This is a genomic window from Amycolatopsis orientalis DSM 40040 = KCTC 9412, assembly GCF_000478275.1.
GTDB lineage: Bacteria > Actinomycetota > Actinomycetes > Mycobacteriales > Pseudonocardiaceae > Amycolatopsis > Amycolatopsis orientalis.
Map to the genome: position 1 here is coordinate 199,669 of NZ_ASJB01000061.1, position 16,355 is coordinate 216,023.

Consider the following 16,355-nt stretch of genomic DNA (forward strand, 5'->3'; position numbering starts at 1 on the left):
GACGGTTAGAACCGTCATTACCACTCACGAGCGGTGACGGAAGAAGATCCTCGTGACGGTGGAGCCCGGCCGGAGGTATTGGCGGACCAGGTCGGCGACCTGGTTCACCAGGACCAGGCCGCGGCCGCCGATCTGCCCGGGGGTGGCGGGCCGCCTGCCCGCCAGCGGATCGCTCAGCGTGCCTTCGTCGACGACCTCGCAGAGGACATGGTCCCCTTCACTCCAGATGCGGACGACGCCCTCACCCGAGCCGTGCAGCACGCTGTTGGTGGACAGTTCCGCCACGGCGAGCACGAGATCCTCCACCCGGCCCGGTCCGAGCCCGCTCACCTCGGCGCGTTCCTGGGCGAACCGGCGTACCGCGGAGAGCCTGGAGAGATCGAAGCGGAACGTGTCGGCCGTCCGCGGTTCGGGCAGCGGCAGGTTGTACTTGTCGACGACCGCGTCGGGGGCGTAGCCCTCGCTCGGGCGGTCCCCCTCGGCGCCGGAAAGGATCGGGTGGGTCCGCTCGGCGTCGGCGAGGACGTCGTCGTCGAGACGGGTCCGGTCGTACGGGCACAGGATGCTGAGGTCGCGTTCGCCGAACGCGAAGTTGATCAGCGCCTCGTGCTGCGCGCACGCCGGATATTCGATCTCGGACCGCCCCGCCCAGATCGGCTCGCCGATGATCCGTACCGGCCCCGGCCGGTTGTCCGCGAACGCGAGGAGCACCCCGGGGAGGATGCGGCCCGGATTGCGGCCCGCTTCGGTCATGTCGATGAGTTCGACTTCGGCGGCCGCGTCGCCCAGCGCCTCTTCGATGAGGGTGAGGTTCCGGCCGGGGACGGCCACGGCGACGGGCTCGTCACGCTTCAGACCCTCAAGGATGTACGGAAGTGTTCCGTCCAGGTACTCGGAGTCACCGGAGTAGAGCAAGCCCACGTGGAGGAAGGGCCCCGCGGTGACTGTCACGGTCTCGTCTTACCCCGTCGGGGCGATTCTGAAACCCTGCTAACGGAGGGAAACGAAAGAAAATCCGCCGGGCCGATCAGCCGACCCAGCGTCCCGCCATCGAGATCAACCAGAATCCGGCGAGCGTCGCAGCGGTGAACAGCCCCGTCCAGGCGACGAGCGCGCGATTCGCCTCCGCGCTCCGCGCCGCCTTGACCCGGATGAGCGCGTAGCCCGAAACGGCGAACAGGGGCAGCGGGATCAACGGCAACGGCGACAACCGGACGACGCCCGCCACCAGGCAGGTCGCCACCAGCACGCCGAGCGTGATCGTCAGCGCGCGCGGGATCCACGGGTGCCCGCGATAGGCCCCGATGACGATGCGTTCGGTGAGTTCGACGAGTCCCCTGACCTCGCGTGGACTCGCGGCTGCCAGCTCGGGAGCCTCGTTCTCGTCCTTCGTGGAAGTCAGCGGCACCATCGCATCCTATCTCGATCCGGTCACCGGCCGGACGGGACCGGAGAAACCGATGCCCCGGCCGGAAGCGTCCGGCCGGGGCATCGGTGACGAAGATCTCGCCGTGGTCAGGCGGACTTCTCGCCGCGCTCGCTACTGCGACGGCGTGACGGCTGACGCGCCACGATCGTCGGGTTCACGTTCTCGCGGACGGTCTGCTCGGTGATGACGACCTTCGCGACGTCGTCGCGGCTGGGGATGTCGTACATGACCGGCTGCAGGACCTCTTCCATGATCGCGCGCAGGCCGCGGGCGCCGGTGCCGCGGAGCACGGCCTGGTCGGCGATGGCCTCGAGCGCGGTCTTGGTGAACTCCAGCTCGACGTTGTCCATCTCGAAGAGCTTCTTGTACTGCTTCACCAGCGCGTTGCGCGGCGTGGTCAAGATGCTGACCAGCGAGTCCTTGTCCAGGTGGGTCACCGTCGCCACGACCGGGAGCCTGCCGATGAACTCCGGGATCAGCCCGAACTTGATCAGGTCCTCCGGCATGGTGTCGGAGAAGATGTCGCTCTCGTCGATCTCGGCCTTGGTGCGGATCTCCGCGCCGAAACCGAGGCCGCGCTTGCCGACCCGCTCGTTGATGATCTTCTCCAGCCCGGCGAACGCGCCGGCCACGATGAACAGCACGTTCGTCGTGTCGATCTGGATGAACTCCTGGTGCGGATGCTTGCGGCCGCCCTGCGGCGGCACCGAGGCGGTGGTGCCCTCGAGGATCTTCAGCAGCGCCTGCTGCACGCCCTCACCGGACACGTCGCGGGTGATCGACGGGTTCTCCGACTTCCGGGCGATCTTGTCGACCTCGTCGATGTAGATGATGCCCGTCTCGGCCCGCTTGACGTCGTAGTCCGCCGCCTGGATCAGCTTGAGCAGGATGTTCTCGACGTCCTCGCCCACGTAACCGGCTTCGGTGAGCGCCGTGGCGTCCGCGATCGCGAACGGGACGTTCAGCATCTTCGCCAGCGTCTGGGCCAGATAGGTCTTGCCGCAGCCCGTCGGCCCGAGCATCAGGATGTTGGACTTCGCCAGTTCGACGGTCTCGTCCTTGGAGTCCTTCGGCCCGGCCTTGTCGTCGGACTGCACACGCTTGTAGTGGTTGTACACCGCCACGGCCAGCGAACGCTTCGCGTCGTCCTGGCCGATGATGTACTGCTCGAGGAATTCGTGGATCTCGGCGGGTTTGGGCAGCTCGTCGAGCTTGACCTCACCGGCCTCGGCCAGTTCTTCCTCGATGATCTCGTTGCAGAGATCGATGCACTCATCGCAGATGTAGACCCCGGGGCCGGCAATGAGCTTCTTCACCTGCTTTTGGCTCTTGCCGCAGAAAGAACATTTCAGCAGGTCGCCGCCGTCACCGATCCGTGCCATGGCCGTTGACCTCGTCCCCTCCGGCGCGCTCTCTGCGCCTGCACTGTCGCGCCCGCACTGCCGCGCCTGACTGTCGCCCCCGGTCACGCATGACCGATCGGAGCCTCACACATTGCCACTGACGGTACCCGCCCGATGCCGCCGGCGGGAGAACCAACGTCACATCTGAGCACGCCAGAAGCTGACCATAGACCAGGGATCCGGTGCGTGTCGTCACCCGACACGCACCGGTCCCGTCCGCGATCAGCTGCTCGAAGCCTTCCGGTACTCGAGCACCTCGTCGACGATCCCGTACGCCTTGGCCTCGTCGGCCGTCAGGATCTTGTCGCGCTCGATGTCCTTCTTGACGTCGTCGGCGTCCTTGTTCGTGTGCTTGGCGAGGATGACCTCCATCTGGCGGCGCACACGCTGGATCTCGTTGGCCTGGATCTCCAGGTCCGAGACCTGGCCGTAGGTGCCCTCGGTGGCGGGCTGGTGGATCAGCACCCGCGAGTTCGGCAGCGTGAACCGCTTGCCGGGGGTACCGGCCGCCAGCAGCACCGCGGCGGCCGAGGCGGCCTGGCCGATGCACATGGTGACGATGTCGGGCCGGACGTACTGCATCGTGTCGTAGATCGCCATCAGCGCGGTGAACGAGCCACCGGGCGAGTTGATCAGGATCATGATGTCGCGGTCCGGGTCCTCGTGCTCGAGGTGCAGCAGCTGGACCATCACGTCGTTCGCCGACGCGTCGTCGATCTGCACGCCGAGCATGATCTGACGCTCTTCGTAGAGCTTGTTGTACGGGTTCGACTCCTTGATGCCGTAGCTGGTGCGCTCGACGTAGGAGGGCAGGACGTACCGCGACTGCGGCAGCTGGAGCCGCGACTGCGGTCCCTGGGCCTGCGACCCGATCGGAAGCTGGAAGTTGCTCATGGGGAATTCTCCTGTGTGCCGGCGCGGATCAGCGGTTGGGAAGCGGGTTCTCGCGCGTGAGGACCTGGTCGACGAAGCCGTAGTCCTTCGCCTCCTGCGCGGTGAACCAGCGGTCGCGGTCGCCGTCCTTGACGATCTGCTCGACCGTCTGCCCGGTCTGCTCGGCCGTGATCTTGGCCAGCTCCTGCTTCCACTTCCCGAACACCTCGGCCTGGATGGCGATGTCGGAGGCGGTGCCGCCGACGCCGGCCGAGGGCTGGTGCATGAGGATGCGCGCGTGCTGCAGCGCGTACCGCTTGCCGGGCGTGCCGGAGGACAGCAGGAACTGCCCCATCGACGCGGCCAGGCCCATCGCGTAGGTCGCGACGTCCGGGCGGATCAGCTGCATGGTGTCGTAGATCGCGAAGCCCGCGGTGACCGAGCCACCGGGCGAGTTGATGTAGAAGCGGATGTCCGACTCGGAGTCATCGGCGTCCAGCAGCAACAGCTGGGCGGTGATCCGGTTCGCGACCTCGTCGTTGACCTCGGAGCCGAGGACGACGATGCGTTCCTGGAGCAACCGCTCGAAGACCGAGTCGGTGAGGTTGAGCCCTGCGGTACCGGTCCGCGCCTCGGGCGTGTGCTGCGTCACGTCTGCCTGCCTTTTCGCCGACGGCGGCGTGGCCGTGCCTCGCCGCCGCTGTTGTGTCCAGATGCTGCGTGTCCAGATGCTGTTGCCGTCTCCAGATGCTGAAGATCTTGCAACCGACCCTAACGAACTTGGGCGGTGCAGAATGCCTGACACCGCCCAAGTTCGCTTACAGCTTTACGGTCCTTTTCACGCGGACCGCGTATTCCCTACTCGGCCGCAGTCTTCGCGGTCTCTTCGGTGACCTGCGTCTCCTCGGCTGCGGGGCCGAACAGCTCCTCGAGGTCGACCGCGGTGCCCGAGGCGTCGGTCACGGTGGTCTTGCGGACCACCGAGGCCAGCGCCTTGCCGCGGCGGACGTCGGCGTAGATCGCGGTCAGCTGACCGGACTGCTGCGCCCGCTGGACGTACTCGTCCGGGCTGACGCCGAAGCGCTGCGCCTGGTAGATGATCCGCTCGGTGAGCTCGCCGTCGTTGACCGACGTCTGCTCGGCGTCGGCGATGCTGTCCAGCAGCAGCTGGGTGCGGACCGCCTTCTCCGACTCCTCGCGAACCTCGGCGTCGAACTCTTCGAGGGTGCGGCCTTCGGCTTCGAGAGCCTTGGCGAACTGCGCCTCGTCGTGGTCGAACGGGTGGATCGCGTCGTGCTTGCGGTTCTCGATCTCGGCTTCGAGGACCTTCTCCGGGATCGCGACCTCGGTGCGCTCGAGCAGCTCCTCGAGGACCTTGTCACGGGCCTGGACGCCCTGCTGCATCTTCTTGACGCGGCCGAGGCGCTCGCGAAGGTCGCCCTTCAGCTCGTCGATCGTGTCGAACTCGCTCGCCATCTGGGCGAACTCGTCGTCCGCCTCGGGCAGCTCGCGCTGCTTGATGGTCTGCACGGTGACGGTGACCTCGGCGTCCTTGCCCGCGTGCTCGCCGGCGACCAGCTTCGTGGTGAAGGTCTTGGTCTCGCCCGCGTTCGCGCCGATGATCGCCTCGTCGATACCGTCGACGAGCTGGCCGGAGCCGATCTCGTAGGACAGGCCGGTGGTCGAGGCCTCCTCGACCTCCTGGCCGTCGACGGTGGCCGCGAGGTCGATCGAGACGAAGTCGCCGTTCTCGGCGGGCCGGTCGACACCGGTCAGCGTGCCGAAGCGGGCGCGCAGCTCGTCGAGCTGCTCGTCGACCTCGGCGTCGGTCAGTTCGACGTCGTCGACGCTGACCGAGAAGCCTTCGAGGTCGGGCAGCGAGATCTCCGGGCGGATGTCGACCTCGGCGGTGAACTCGAGCACCTCACGGTCCTCGAGCTTGGTCACCTCGAACTCGGGCTGACCCAGCGTGCGGACCTCGCCCGCGCGCACGGCCTCCATGTACTTGGCCGGAATGACCTCGTTGACGACCTCGTCGAGCACCGGGGCTCGCCCGATCCGGCTTTCCAGCACGCGAGCCGGCGCCTTGCCCGGGCGGAAGCCGGGGATGCGCACCTGCTGGGCGATCTTGCGGTAGGCGCGGTCGAAGTTCGGCTTGAGCTCGTCGAACGGCACCTCGACATTGATCTTGACTCGCGTCGGGCTGAGCTGCTCGACGGTGCTCTTCAACGTATTCTCCTCGAGCGGTAAACGATGTGATTGAGCATCCGCATGTGCTGCACAGCGGATGTCCCCTGGTCGCCTTGCAGACCGGGCCGTCCGAGTCTAGGCCCCGCGGATCGTCGCCCCGGGTCCGGGGCCGCCCGAACGGCCTCCGGCCCCTCGCCCCGGGCCGAGCACAGGTTTCGGGGACCGTCCGGCGAACCGGCCCCGGACCACCCGATCGGATCAGTTTTCGGTTCTTCTCTGTTACGAAGCGGACCTTTCCTGGACACGGTCGTCGGTAACACTCCACCATCGGGCGCCGTCACAAGGCCATTCGGCAGGTCGTTGAAGTTTACAAACCAGTACTAATTGTCTACGGTGTGACGGCTTGTCCCGGCAGCATCGACCGAGGGGACCGATCGATGACCGTCACCGCCACCCGGTCCGAGGACACGGGGAACCTTCCGGCAAGACCCGCGTCACGCGGTGTGCCCAACCCGCGGATCCCGCTCCCGGTGGTCTCGGTGCCGACGGTGCTGCTGTTCACCGGCGGGGTGATGGTCTGGACGGGCGCCACCTGGCTCGTGGTCACCGAGGCCGCGTCGTTGTGGGTGACCATGCCGCTGCACGCGCTGGTCACCTTCACCATGTTCACCGTGCTGCACGAGTCGACGCATCACGCGGCCGGGCAGCTCACCTGGGTCAACGAACTGCTCGGCAGGCTCGCGATGCCGTTCGTGGCGAGCTACGGCTCCTTTCCCCTGGTGCGCTACATCCATCTGGAGCACCACCGCAACACCAACGAGGACGCGCACACCGATCCCGACGCGTGGACCGCGCACGGCCCCTGGTGGCAACTGCCGCTGCGGTGGCTGACCATCGACTTCTGGTACGCCCGCTTCTACGTGGCGCGGCAGCGCACGCGGCCGCGGTCGGAGCGGATCGAGACCGCGGCCGTCGTCACGCTGAGCCTCGCCGCCTTCGCCTGGCTGGCCGCGACCGGCCACGGCTGGGAACTGCTGGTGATCTACCTGATCCCGCAACGCGTCGGGCTGGCCGTGCTGGCCTGGTGGTTCGACTGGCTCCCGCATCACGATCTCGGGGCCCGACGGCAGGACCGGTTCGGTGCCACCCGCGTCCGCGTCGGGCTCGAATGGCTGATGACACCGATCATGCTGTGCCAGAACTACCACCTGGTGCACCATCTCCACCCGGCGATCCCGTTCTACCGGTACCTGCGGATCTGGAAGGACAACCGCGACGCCTACCTCGCCAGGGACGTCCCGATCGCGACCGCCTGGGGCCGCGAGCTGACGTCCTCGGAGTACCGCGAATGGCGTCAGCTGACCGGCTCGCTCACCGAGGAGCCCCCGGCTCCCCAGCCGCCGCGGCCGAGCCTGTTCCACCCGCTGCGGGTCGCCGAGGTCCGGCCGCTGTGCGAAGGTGCCGTCACCGTGACGTTCGACGTGCCGGAGCGGCTCAGGGAGACCTTCCGGTTCACCCCCGGCCAGCACGTCGTCATCCGCGCGGAGGTCGACGGCGAAGAGGTGCGGCGCGCGTACTCGATCTGTTCGACGCCGGAGTCCGGGGTACTGCGGATCGCGATCAAGCATCAGCTCGGCGGCGCGTTCTCGACGTTCGCCACCACCGAACTGGCGGCGGGCGACGTGCTGGACGTGTTACCCCCTGACGGTATGTTCACGCTAACCCCCGAACCGGGCCGCACCGGCCGGTACGTGGCGCTCGCCGCGGGGAGCGGGATCACGCCGATCCTGTCGATCCTGGCCTCGACCCTGCTGACCGAACCGCACAGCCGGGCGACCCTGCTGTACATCAACACCTCCGGCGCCAGCACGATGTTCGCCGACGAACTCGGCGGCCTCGCCGCGCGGCTCGGCGGACGGCTGCACGTCGTGCACTACCGCACCGACGAACGCGACCCGGATCTGCGCAGGCAACGGACCGAAAAGCCGTTCGACACCGTCGGGGAGGCGCTGGCGATCTCGCACGAGCGCTACCAGCGCGGCCGCCTCGACGGCATCCGTCTCCGCGCGCTGCTGCAGGCGCGGCTGCACCCGGCGAAGGTGGACGACTGGTTCCTGTGCGGTCCGCGCGATCTGGTCGACATGGCCCGCCGGACGCTGGCGGACAAGGACGTCCCGGAGGAGAACGTCCACTTCGAACTGTTCCAGGGCGCGCTCCCCGTCCGTCCGTCGCGGCGGCCGGGTCCGGTGCTGACCGTGACCGCCGGCGGGAAGACCGCCGAAATCCCCGCCACAGCGGGCGAAACCGTGCTCAGCGCGGCGCTGCGGCACGGTGTCGACGCGCCCTACGCGTGCGTCGGCGGGGCTTGCGGGACGTGCCGGGCGTCGGTGGTGCGGGGCAGCGCGCGGATGGACGTGCACTACGCGCTCGCCGCCGAGGAGGTCGCCCAGGGGCGGATCCTGACCTGCCGGGCGGTGGCGACCTCGGACGAGCTGAGCGTGGACTACGACCGCTGAGGTGCCCGGGTCGTGAGCTGAAGGGCGCTTTCCCCTCATCGCATGCGGGGAAAGCGCCCTTCGCCGCGTGAGATGAGGGGAAAGTCCCCTTCAGCTCCCGGCACACAGGGGGCTCACAGGCGGGACACACCGCGCGCATACGACCGCGGCGCACCCTCGGGCCATGGCACCCGGATCGGTCCCGTCCACCGGCCCGCGCCGGTGGATCCGGCCCGGGCGGCTTTCCTTGCGCACCAAGCTGACCGGCTCGATGGTGCTGCTGCTCACCTTCGTCTGCCTGGTGATCGGCGTCGTCAGCGAGGTCGCCCTGCGGTCGTTCCTCATCGATCAGATCGACGGTCAGCTCTCGGCGGCGTCGGCCCGCGCGCACGACTACGCGAACCGGCCGCCGGACGGTCTGCCCGGCCCCGGGCCCGATCCGCTCGACGCACCCGGCCAAGCCTCGGGGACGCTGAGCGTCCGGTTCACCGGCGACCGGGTCCTCTACGCCGGAGTCCTATCGGTGCAAGGACTTCCGCAAGGCCTCTCGACCGCGCAGGAGGCCGGGTTGCTGTCGTTGCCGGTCGACCGGCCGCCGATGACCCTGGCGCTCGGCGGCCTCGGCGAGTACCGGGTGCAGGCCGTCTCGATCCCCGACGGCGTCGTCGTCACCGGCCTCCCGCTCGGCCCGATGCAGGACACCCTGACGACGGTGGGGTGGATCCTGTTCGGCGTCGCGGCCGCGGGAGTAGTCGGAGCGGGGTTCCTCGGCGCGTTCGCGGTCCGGCGCACACTGCGGCCGCTCGACCGGGTCGCGGCGACCGCAGGCCGCGTGTCGGCGATGCGGCTCGACCGCGGCCAGGTCGCGCTTTCCGTCCGGGTGCCCGAGGCCGACACCGATCCGCGTACCGAGGTCGGCCAGGTCGGTTCGGCGCTGAACCTCATGCTCGGGCATATCGCGCAGGCCCTGGAGGCCCGGCACGCCAGCGAAACCCGCGTCCGCCGGTTCGTCGCGGACGCGAGCCACGAACTCCGTACCCCGCTCGCGGCGATCCGCGGCTACGCCGAACTCGCCGGCCGCGGTAGCGCGCTGGTGCCACCCGAGGTCGCGCGTTCGCTGTCCCGCATCCAGTCCGAGTCCGCCCGGATGACGACCCTCGTCGAGGATCTCCTCCTGCTGGCGAGGCTCGACGCCGGACGGCCGCTCGAAGCGGGGGCCACCGACCTCACCCGGCTGACCGCGGACGCCGTCGGCGACGCGCGGGTCGCCGGTCCGGACCACCGCTGGGAACTGCGGCTGCCGGACGGGCCGCTGCCGGTGCGCGGCGACGTCCAGCGCCTGCACCAGGTGCTGGCGAACCTGCTCTCCAACGCGCGCACCCACACCCCGCCGGGCACCACGGTGATCACCGCGCTGAGCCACTCCCACGACGGGACCGCGGTGCTGACCGTCACCGACGACGGCCCCGGCATCGCGCCGGACCTCCTGCCGAGCGTCTTCGAACGCTTCGCCCGCGGGGATTCCAGCCGCTCGCGCACGGCGGGCAGCACCGGGCTCGGGATGGCGATCGCGTCGGCGATCGTGGTGGCACACCACGGCACCATCGAGGTGCACAGCCGTCCCGGGCGCACGGAGTTCGCCGTGTACCTGCCGGTGATCGAATCCCCACAGCGGGTACACAGCTTGGGCACAACCACACCCCAGGTCGGCATCCGACCCTGAGGCCATGACGCTCCTCGCCTCCCGCGACGCCGCCGACGAAGACACCGAAGACGCCGCGACGGCGAACCAGCCGTCCGGCCCGCGCCGGGCCCGGCCTTCCGTCGCCGCGCTCCTGCTCGCCACCGCCGTCCTCTACCTCTGGAACCTCGGCGAATCGGGCTGGGCCAACGCCTTCTACTCGGCGGCGGCGCAGGCGGGATCGGTGAGCTGGAAGGCGCTGTTCTTCGGCTCGAGCGACGCCGCGAACGCGATCACGGTCGACAAGACCCCCGCCGCGTTGTGGGTGATGGGCCTTTCCGCACGGCTGTTCGGCGTCAACGCCTGGAGCGTCCTCGTGCCGCAGGCGCTGATGGGCGTCGGCTCGGTGGCGCTGCTGTACGCCACCGTGCGGCGGACGTCGGGTCCGGCCGCGGGTCTGCTGGCGGGCGCCGTCCTCGCCCTCACCCCGGCCGCCGCGCTGATGTTCCGGTTCAACAACCCCGATTCGCTGCTCGTCCTGCTCCTGGTCGCGGGCGCGTACTGCGTCGTGCGCGCGCTGGAGAACGCGAGCCCGCGCTGGCTGGCGCTGGCCGGGGCCGCCGTCGGATTCGGCTTCCTCGCGAAGATGTTGCAGGCGTTCCTGGTGCTGCCCGCGTTCGGACTCGCCTACCTGATCGCCGCGCCGACGCCGGTACGCGAACGCCTGCTGCATCTGCTCGGAGCGTTGTGCGCGACCATCGCCTCCGCCGGCTGGTATCTCGCCGTCGTCGCGTTGTGGCCCGCCGCCGACCGGCCGTACATCGGCGGCTCGCAGGAGAACAGCCTGTGGGAACTCGCCCTGGGCTACAACGGTTTGGGCCGCATCACCGGCGACGAGGTCGGCAGTGTCGGCGGCGGCCGGAACGGTGGCTGGGGCGGCACCGGCTGGGACCGGTTGTTCGGCACCGAGATGGCGGGCGGGATCGGCTGGCTGCTCCCGGCCGCCGTCATCGCGCTGGCCGCCGGTTTGTGGTTCACCCGCCATGCCAGGCGCACCGACCGGGAGCGCGCGGCGCTGATCCTGTGGGGCGGCTGGTTCCTGGTGACCGCCGCGGTGTTCAGCTTCATGAGCGGCATCATCCACGCGTACTACACGATCGCTCTCGCCCCGGCGATCGCCGCGCTCGTCGGGATCGCGGGTGCGCAATTGTGGCGTGCCCGCGGCAATCCGGCCGCGGCGGCCACCTTGAGCGCCGGGATCGGGCTGACCGCGCTGACCGCGTATCTCCTGCTGTCACGGCATTCCACCTGGCTTCCCGGACTCGCGATCGCGATCCTCGTGGCCGGTCTCCTGTGCGCGATCCTGGTCTTCTTCGCTTCGCGGTTGCCTGTGGCCGCGAGACGCCTGGTCGCCGTCGGCGCGCTCGTCACCGTTCTCGCGGGCACCGGTGCGTACACGGTCGCCACTGCGGCCACTCCCCATTCCGGCGCACTGCCCTCGGCGGGCCCGAACAATGGACGCGGCATGGGACCGGGTGGCGGCGGGATCGTCATCGGCGGACAAGGCGGGCCTGGCGGCGCGGGTGGCGGTCTGCTGGGGACGAGTCTGCCCGGGGAGAGCCTCACCGCCCTGCTTCGACAGGACAGTGCGAAGTACACCTGGACGGCCGCGACGGTGGGCTCGAACAACGCGGCGGGTTACCAGCTCGGCAGCGGCGCGCCGGTCATGGCCGTCGGTGGGTTCAACGGCACGGATCCGGCTCCCACCCTGGAACAGTTCCAGGAATATGTCCGAAGTGGACGGATCCACTACTTCCTCGGTGACGGCATGATGATGCGCGGCGAGACCGGCAGTGACGCCGCCGAGCGGATCGCCGCCTGGGTCGCGGAAACCTACCAACCGACCACTGTGGACGGTGTCACCGTCTACGACCTCACCCGGTGAACCCGGTGACGGAACACAGCGACGGCACAGGCGGGACACAACCCCGCCTCAGCGCGATGGCCGAGGTTGAAGACATGACAGCCGCGATCATCCCCGGCGCCGGCACCGGCCGCCGCCCCGCCATCATCCCGACCGGCTCCCCCGTCCTCGACATCGTCATCCCCGTCTACAACGAGGAAGCCGACCTCGAACCGTGCGTCCGCCGTCTGCGTGATCATCTGCTGGAGCAGTTCCCCTACCCGTTCCGGATCACCGTCGCGGACAACGCCAGCACGGACGGCACGCTGCCCGTGGCGAAGAGGCTCAGCCGGGAGTTCGACGAGGTCGAAGTCCTTCACCTCGACGAAAAAGGACGCGGCCGCGCGCTGCGCGCGGTCTGGTCCACATCGGACGCCCCGGTGCTCGCCTACATGGACGTCGACCTCTCGACCGATCTGGCCGCGCTCGGCCCGCTCGTCGCGCCGCTGCTCTCCGGGCACTCGGATCTGGCGATCGGCAGCAGGCTCGCCCGCGGCGCGCGGGTGGTGCGCGGACCCAAGCGGGAGTTCATTTCCCGTTGCTACAACCTGATCCTGCGCGGCACACTGGCGGCGAGGTTCAGTGACGCGCAATGCGGGTTCAAGGCGATCCGCGCCGACGTCGCCGGACAGCTGCTCCCGCACATCCAGGACACCGGCTGGTTCTTCGACACCGAACTGCTCGTGCTGGCGCAGAAGGCGGGACTGCGGATCCACGAGGTCCCCGTCGACTGGGTCGACGATCCCGATTCGTCGGTGAACATCGTCGCCACCGCGACCGCCGACCTCAAGGGCATCGCGCGGCTGACCAAGGCGACGCTGACCGGCGAGGTGCCGATCAGCGGCCTGCGCGAGCAGCTCGGCCGCGCGCCGATCCAGGTACAGGCGCCGGGTGTGGCGCCGAGCCTGGTGCGGCAGCTGGTGCGGTTCGCCGCCGTCGGCGTCGCCAGCACCCTCGCGTACCTCGTGCTCTTCCTGCTGCTGCGGACGTTCACCGGCGCGCAGGTGGCGAACCTGGTCGCACTGCTGGTGACGGCGATCGGCAACACCGCGCTCAACCGGCGGCTGACCTTCGGCATCCGCGGCCGGGCGGGCGCCGGACTGCACCAGTTCCAGGGCCTCATCGTGTTCGGTCTGGGGCTCGCGCTCACCAGTGGCGCGCTGGCGCTGCTGCACACGATGACGGCGCCGGGGCTGCCGCTCGAGATCACCGCGCTCGTCCTCGCGAACCTCGCGGCCACCGTGCTGCGTTTCCTGTTGCTGCGCGGCTGGGTGTTCCGCTCCCGCCGTCAGCCCGCCACCGAGATGGAGAGCTGAACCCATGACCACCACCGCCCTCGCTTCCCGGGTGGAACCCGGCCCTGTCAAGGAAAACGTCACGGAACCGCCGAGCCGCTGGGTTCGCCCCGCCGTCTTCTCACTGCTCGCCGCGACCGCGCTGCTGTACTTCTGGAACCTGACCGCCTCCGGCTACGGCAACTCCTTCTACGCCGCAGCGGTCCAGTCCGGCACCCAGGACTGGAAGGCGTGGCTGTTCGGCTCGCTCGACGCGGGGAACGTGCTGACCGTCGACAAACCCCCGGCCGCGCTGTGGGTCACGACGGCGTTCGCGCGGCTCTTCGGCTTCTCGAGTTTTACCGTGCTGGCCCCGCAGGCCCTGATGGGAGTCGCCTCGGTCGGCCTGCTGTACCTGACGGTGAAGCGGACCTCCGGGCCGGTCGCCGGCCTGTTCGCCGGTGCGGCGCTCGCCGTCACCCCGGTCGCCGCGCTCATGTTCAAGTTCAACAACCCCGACGCGCTGCTGACCCTGCTGCTGATCGCCGGCGCGTACTGCACTGTCCGCGCGATCGAAAAGGCGAGCCCGCGCTGGCTGGCCTTTGCCGGGGTGGCCATCGGATTCGGCTTCCTGACCAAGATGATGCAGGCGTTCCTGGTGCTGCCCGCGTTCGGGCTCGCCTACCTGATCGCCGCGCCGGCGTCGCTGGGCAAACGCCTGCTCCACCTCGGCGGGGCGGTCGTCGCGGTGGTCGTCTCCGCGGGCTGGTTCATCGCGCTGGTCGACCTGTGGCCGACCGGCTCCCGGCCCTACATCGGCGGATCGGCCGACGACAGCCTGCTCGAACTGGCACTCGGCTACAACGGGCTCGGCCGGATCTTCGGCAGGAGCGGCGGGGGCATGATCGTCGGCGGTTCGGGCGGGGGCATGGGCGGCGGGAACGTCGGCTTCGGCGGTGAAAGTGGCCTGACCCGCATGTTCGGGGCCAGCTTCGGCGGCGAGGTGTCGTGGCTGCTGCCCGCCGCGCTGATCGGCCTGGTGGCGGGACTGTGGTTCACCCGACGGGCCTCGCGTACCGATCGGACCCGGGCCGCGCTCGTCGTGTGGGGCGGCTGGATGCTCGTCACCTCACTGGTGTTCAGCTACATGAGCGGCATCGTCCACCCGTATTACTCCGTCGCGCTGGCGCCGTCGATCGCCGCCGTGGTGGCGATCTCCGGGACCTCGCTGTGGCGTGGCCGGGCGCATCTCGCGCCGCGGGTGTTCCTGTCGCTGATGATCGCGGCCAGCGCGATCTGGGCGTACATCCTGCTCGACCGCGACGCCGACTGGCTTCCCGCGCTGCGCTGGATCATCGCGGGCCTGGGCCTGGTGACCGCGACCGTCGTACTGGTGGGTGTCCCGCCGCTGCGCAAACTCGTCGCCGTCGTCGCGGCGGCGGCCGTGCTGACGGTCGGGCTCGGCACCGTCGCATACGGCGTCGAAACCGCTTCACAGGCGCATTCCGGCTCGATCCCTCTGTCGGGGCCGAACACCGGTGGCGAGCGAGGCATGGGCGGACCGGGCATGGAAGAAGGCTCCTCGGCGGAGATCGGTGCCGCACTCGCCGCGACCACGACGAAATGGGCGGCGGCGACGTCGAGTTCGCAGTCGGCGGCGAACCTGGAACTCGCGAGCGGGAAGTCGGTGATCGGCATCGGCGGCTGGAGCGGCCAGGACCCGGCGCCGACGCTCGCGGAGTTCCAGCGGTACGTGGCCGACGGCGAGATCACCTACTACGTCGAGGGCGGCCGCGGCGGCGGGCCCGGCGGCGGCTCGGACGAGATCGCCGAATGGGTCGCCGCGCATTTCACCGCCACCACGGTCGGCGAGCAGACGGTGTACAAGCTGCTCTCCTGAAAATGCGTCGACAGCCACCGGGGCGCACGGGAATCCTGGACGGCGTGAATCGGCCGTACCGCTGGGATCTCGTGCGCCCCGACCAGCTCGGGACGCTACTGGAACGCGCCGGAAAACCCGCGTTGTGGTTCCTGGACGAACTGATCGAATGCGCGGCGAAGGTGATCGCCCGCGCCGGTGACGCGGAGCTGTACTTCGTCGGCCGCTCGGCGGACAGCGTCTACGACCTGCTGAGCGGAACCCCTTGGCGGCAAAGGATCCACCGGCTGCCGTTGTCGTTCGCCGGAACCGGTGACGGCCTCGCGGATTCCGATGTGGACAGTCTCCGCGCACATCTCGCCTCGGCAGGCCTCAGCCCGTACGATCTCGCCCGCGGCAGACCGAAGGTGTTCGTCGACCTCGTCTACACCGGAGGCACTTTCACCGAACTCTACGGACTTCTGCGCGAGTGGATCGAAGACGAGCGAGAGGCCTGGAGCATCATCCGTGGACGGCTCCGCTTCCTCGGCATCACCATTCGCGAAGACACTTCACCGTCGGCGTTCCGCTGGCAGCAGACCTTCGACTGGCCCGCCGAACTGCCCGCGAACGCCGTCCGGAACATCTCGCTGGAGTGGCCGGTGTGGAATTATCTCGGGAACACGCAGCCGAAGCTCACGTCGTCGTTCCCCAAGCCTCGCTGGTCGGACGAGAACGGGAGCGCGCCCGAGCATTCCGGGGAGCGGCTCAAGGGGCTGGCCGAGGCGGTGGAGATCGTCCAAGCGGGGCGGTCGAAGGCTACTCGGGATCTGTTGGTGCGGCATCTGCGTCGCGAACCGGCGATGGCGGAAAGCTGGCTGCGGACGCTAGTCACACGACTGCGGTAGGCCCCGACTTGGCGGGCGGCTGGGTGCTTGGCGGCTGGGTGCTGCGCAACTGAGTGGGCGGCTGCCTGGCCGCATTTAGTCCTCTGGATGCGAGCATGCCGCATTTAGTCCTCTGGATGCGGATCCGGCCGTCGCTTTGGGTCACCCTGCGCGGCTTTACAAGAGGGGTCGTGAGTGCGTTTCGTGGCGATCCCTCGGCGACTTTCGCATTTAGTCGACTAAATGCATTGTTTCGCACCGTAGTGGACCTAGCCGATGAGCCACCCATCGGTGTTATGGAT

The 16,355-nt window shown here is 69.2% G+C and carries 12 protein-coding genes; 6 read left to right on the forward strand and 6 right to left on the reverse strand.

Going from position 1 to position 16,355, the window contains the following annotated elements:
- Positions 1 to 24 precede the first annotated feature (24 nt).
- The 6 genes from L324_RS20515 to tig all read right to left on the reverse strand — a co-directional run bounded on the left by L324_RS20515 (position 25) and on the right by tig (position 5,934).
- Positions 25 to 951 (reverse strand): sensor histidine kinase, encoded by a 927-nt coding sequence (locus tag L324_RS20515; protein WP_268871946.1) that lies wholly within the window; start codon positions 949 to 951, stop codon positions 25 to 27.
- Between the two features lie 76 nt (positions 952 to 1,027).
- A complete protein-coding gene (locus L324_RS20520; RefSeq protein WP_037310759.1) occupies positions 1,028 to 1,411 on the reverse strand; it encodes a hypothetical protein in 384 nt (127 codons plus the stop codon).
- Between the two features lie 104 nt (positions 1,412 to 1,515).
- Positions 1,516 to 2,811, reverse strand: a complete 1,296-nt coding sequence (gene clpX / locus L324_RS20525; protein ID WP_016332355.1) for an ATP-dependent Clp protease ATP-binding subunit ClpX — start codon at positions 2,809 to 2,811, stop codon at positions 1,516 to 1,518.
- A 243-nt stretch (positions 2,812 to 3,054) separates the two neighbouring features.
- Entirely contained in the window at positions 3,055 to 3,726 is a 672-nt protein-coding gene (locus L324_RS20530; RefSeq protein ID WP_037310762.1) for an ATP-dependent Clp protease proteolytic subunit, read from the reverse strand.
- Positions 3,727 to 3,754: 28 nt separating this feature from the next.
- On the reverse strand, positions 3,755 to 4,357 hold the full coding sequence (locus tag L324_RS20535; RefSeq protein ID WP_037310765.1) for a ClpP family protease: 603 nt from the start codon (positions 4,355 to 4,357) through the stop codon (positions 3,755 to 3,757).
- A 206-nt stretch (positions 4,358 to 4,563) separates the two neighbouring features.
- On the reverse strand, positions 4,564 to 5,934 hold the full coding sequence (gene tig, locus L324_RS20540) for a trigger factor (RefSeq protein WP_037310768.1): 1,371 nt from the start codon (positions 5,932 to 5,934) through the stop codon (positions 4,564 to 4,566).
- A 464-nt stretch (positions 5,935 to 6,398) separates the two neighbouring features.
- Here tig and L324_RS20545 point away from each other — a divergent pair, with 464 nt between their 5' ends.
- The 6 genes from L324_RS20545 (at position 6,399) to L324_RS41720 (ending at position 16,074) form a co-directional block, all read left to right on the forward strand.
- Positions 6,399 to 8,411, forward strand: a complete 2,013-nt coding sequence (locus tag L324_RS20545) for a fatty acid desaturase (RefSeq protein WP_081736411.1) — start codon at positions 6,399 to 6,401, stop codon at positions 8,409 to 8,411.
- Between the two features lie 163 nt (positions 8,412 to 8,574).
- Positions 8,575 to 10,113, forward strand: coding sequence for a sensor histidine kinase (locus L324_RS20550; RefSeq protein WP_037310773.1), 1,539 nt, complete (start codon positions 8,575 to 8,577; stop codon positions 10,111 to 10,113).
- Between the two features lie 4 nt (positions 10,114 to 10,117).
- Entirely contained in the window at positions 10,118 to 12,016 is a 1,899-nt protein-coding gene (locus tag L324_RS20555; protein ID WP_037310776.1) for an ArnT family glycosyltransferase, read from the forward strand.
- 74 nt (positions 12,017 to 12,090) lie between these two features.
- Positions 12,091 to 13,350, forward strand: coding sequence for a bifunctional glycosyltransferase family 2/GtrA family protein (locus tag L324_RS20560; protein WP_037310779.1), 1,260 nt, complete (start codon positions 12,091 to 12,093; stop codon positions 13,348 to 13,350).
- A 4-nt stretch (positions 13,351 to 13,354) separates the two neighbouring features.
- A complete protein-coding gene (locus tag L324_RS20565) occupies positions 13,355 to 15,208 on the forward strand; it encodes a glycosyltransferase family 39 protein (RefSeq protein ID WP_037310782.1) in 1,854 nt (617 codons plus the stop codon).
- A gap of 44 nt (positions 15,209 to 15,252) precedes the next feature.
- Entirely contained in the window at positions 15,253 to 16,074 is an 822-nt protein-coding gene (locus L324_RS41720; protein WP_235783592.1) for a hypothetical protein, read from the forward strand.
- Positions 16,075 to 16,355: the final 281 nt, after the last annotated feature.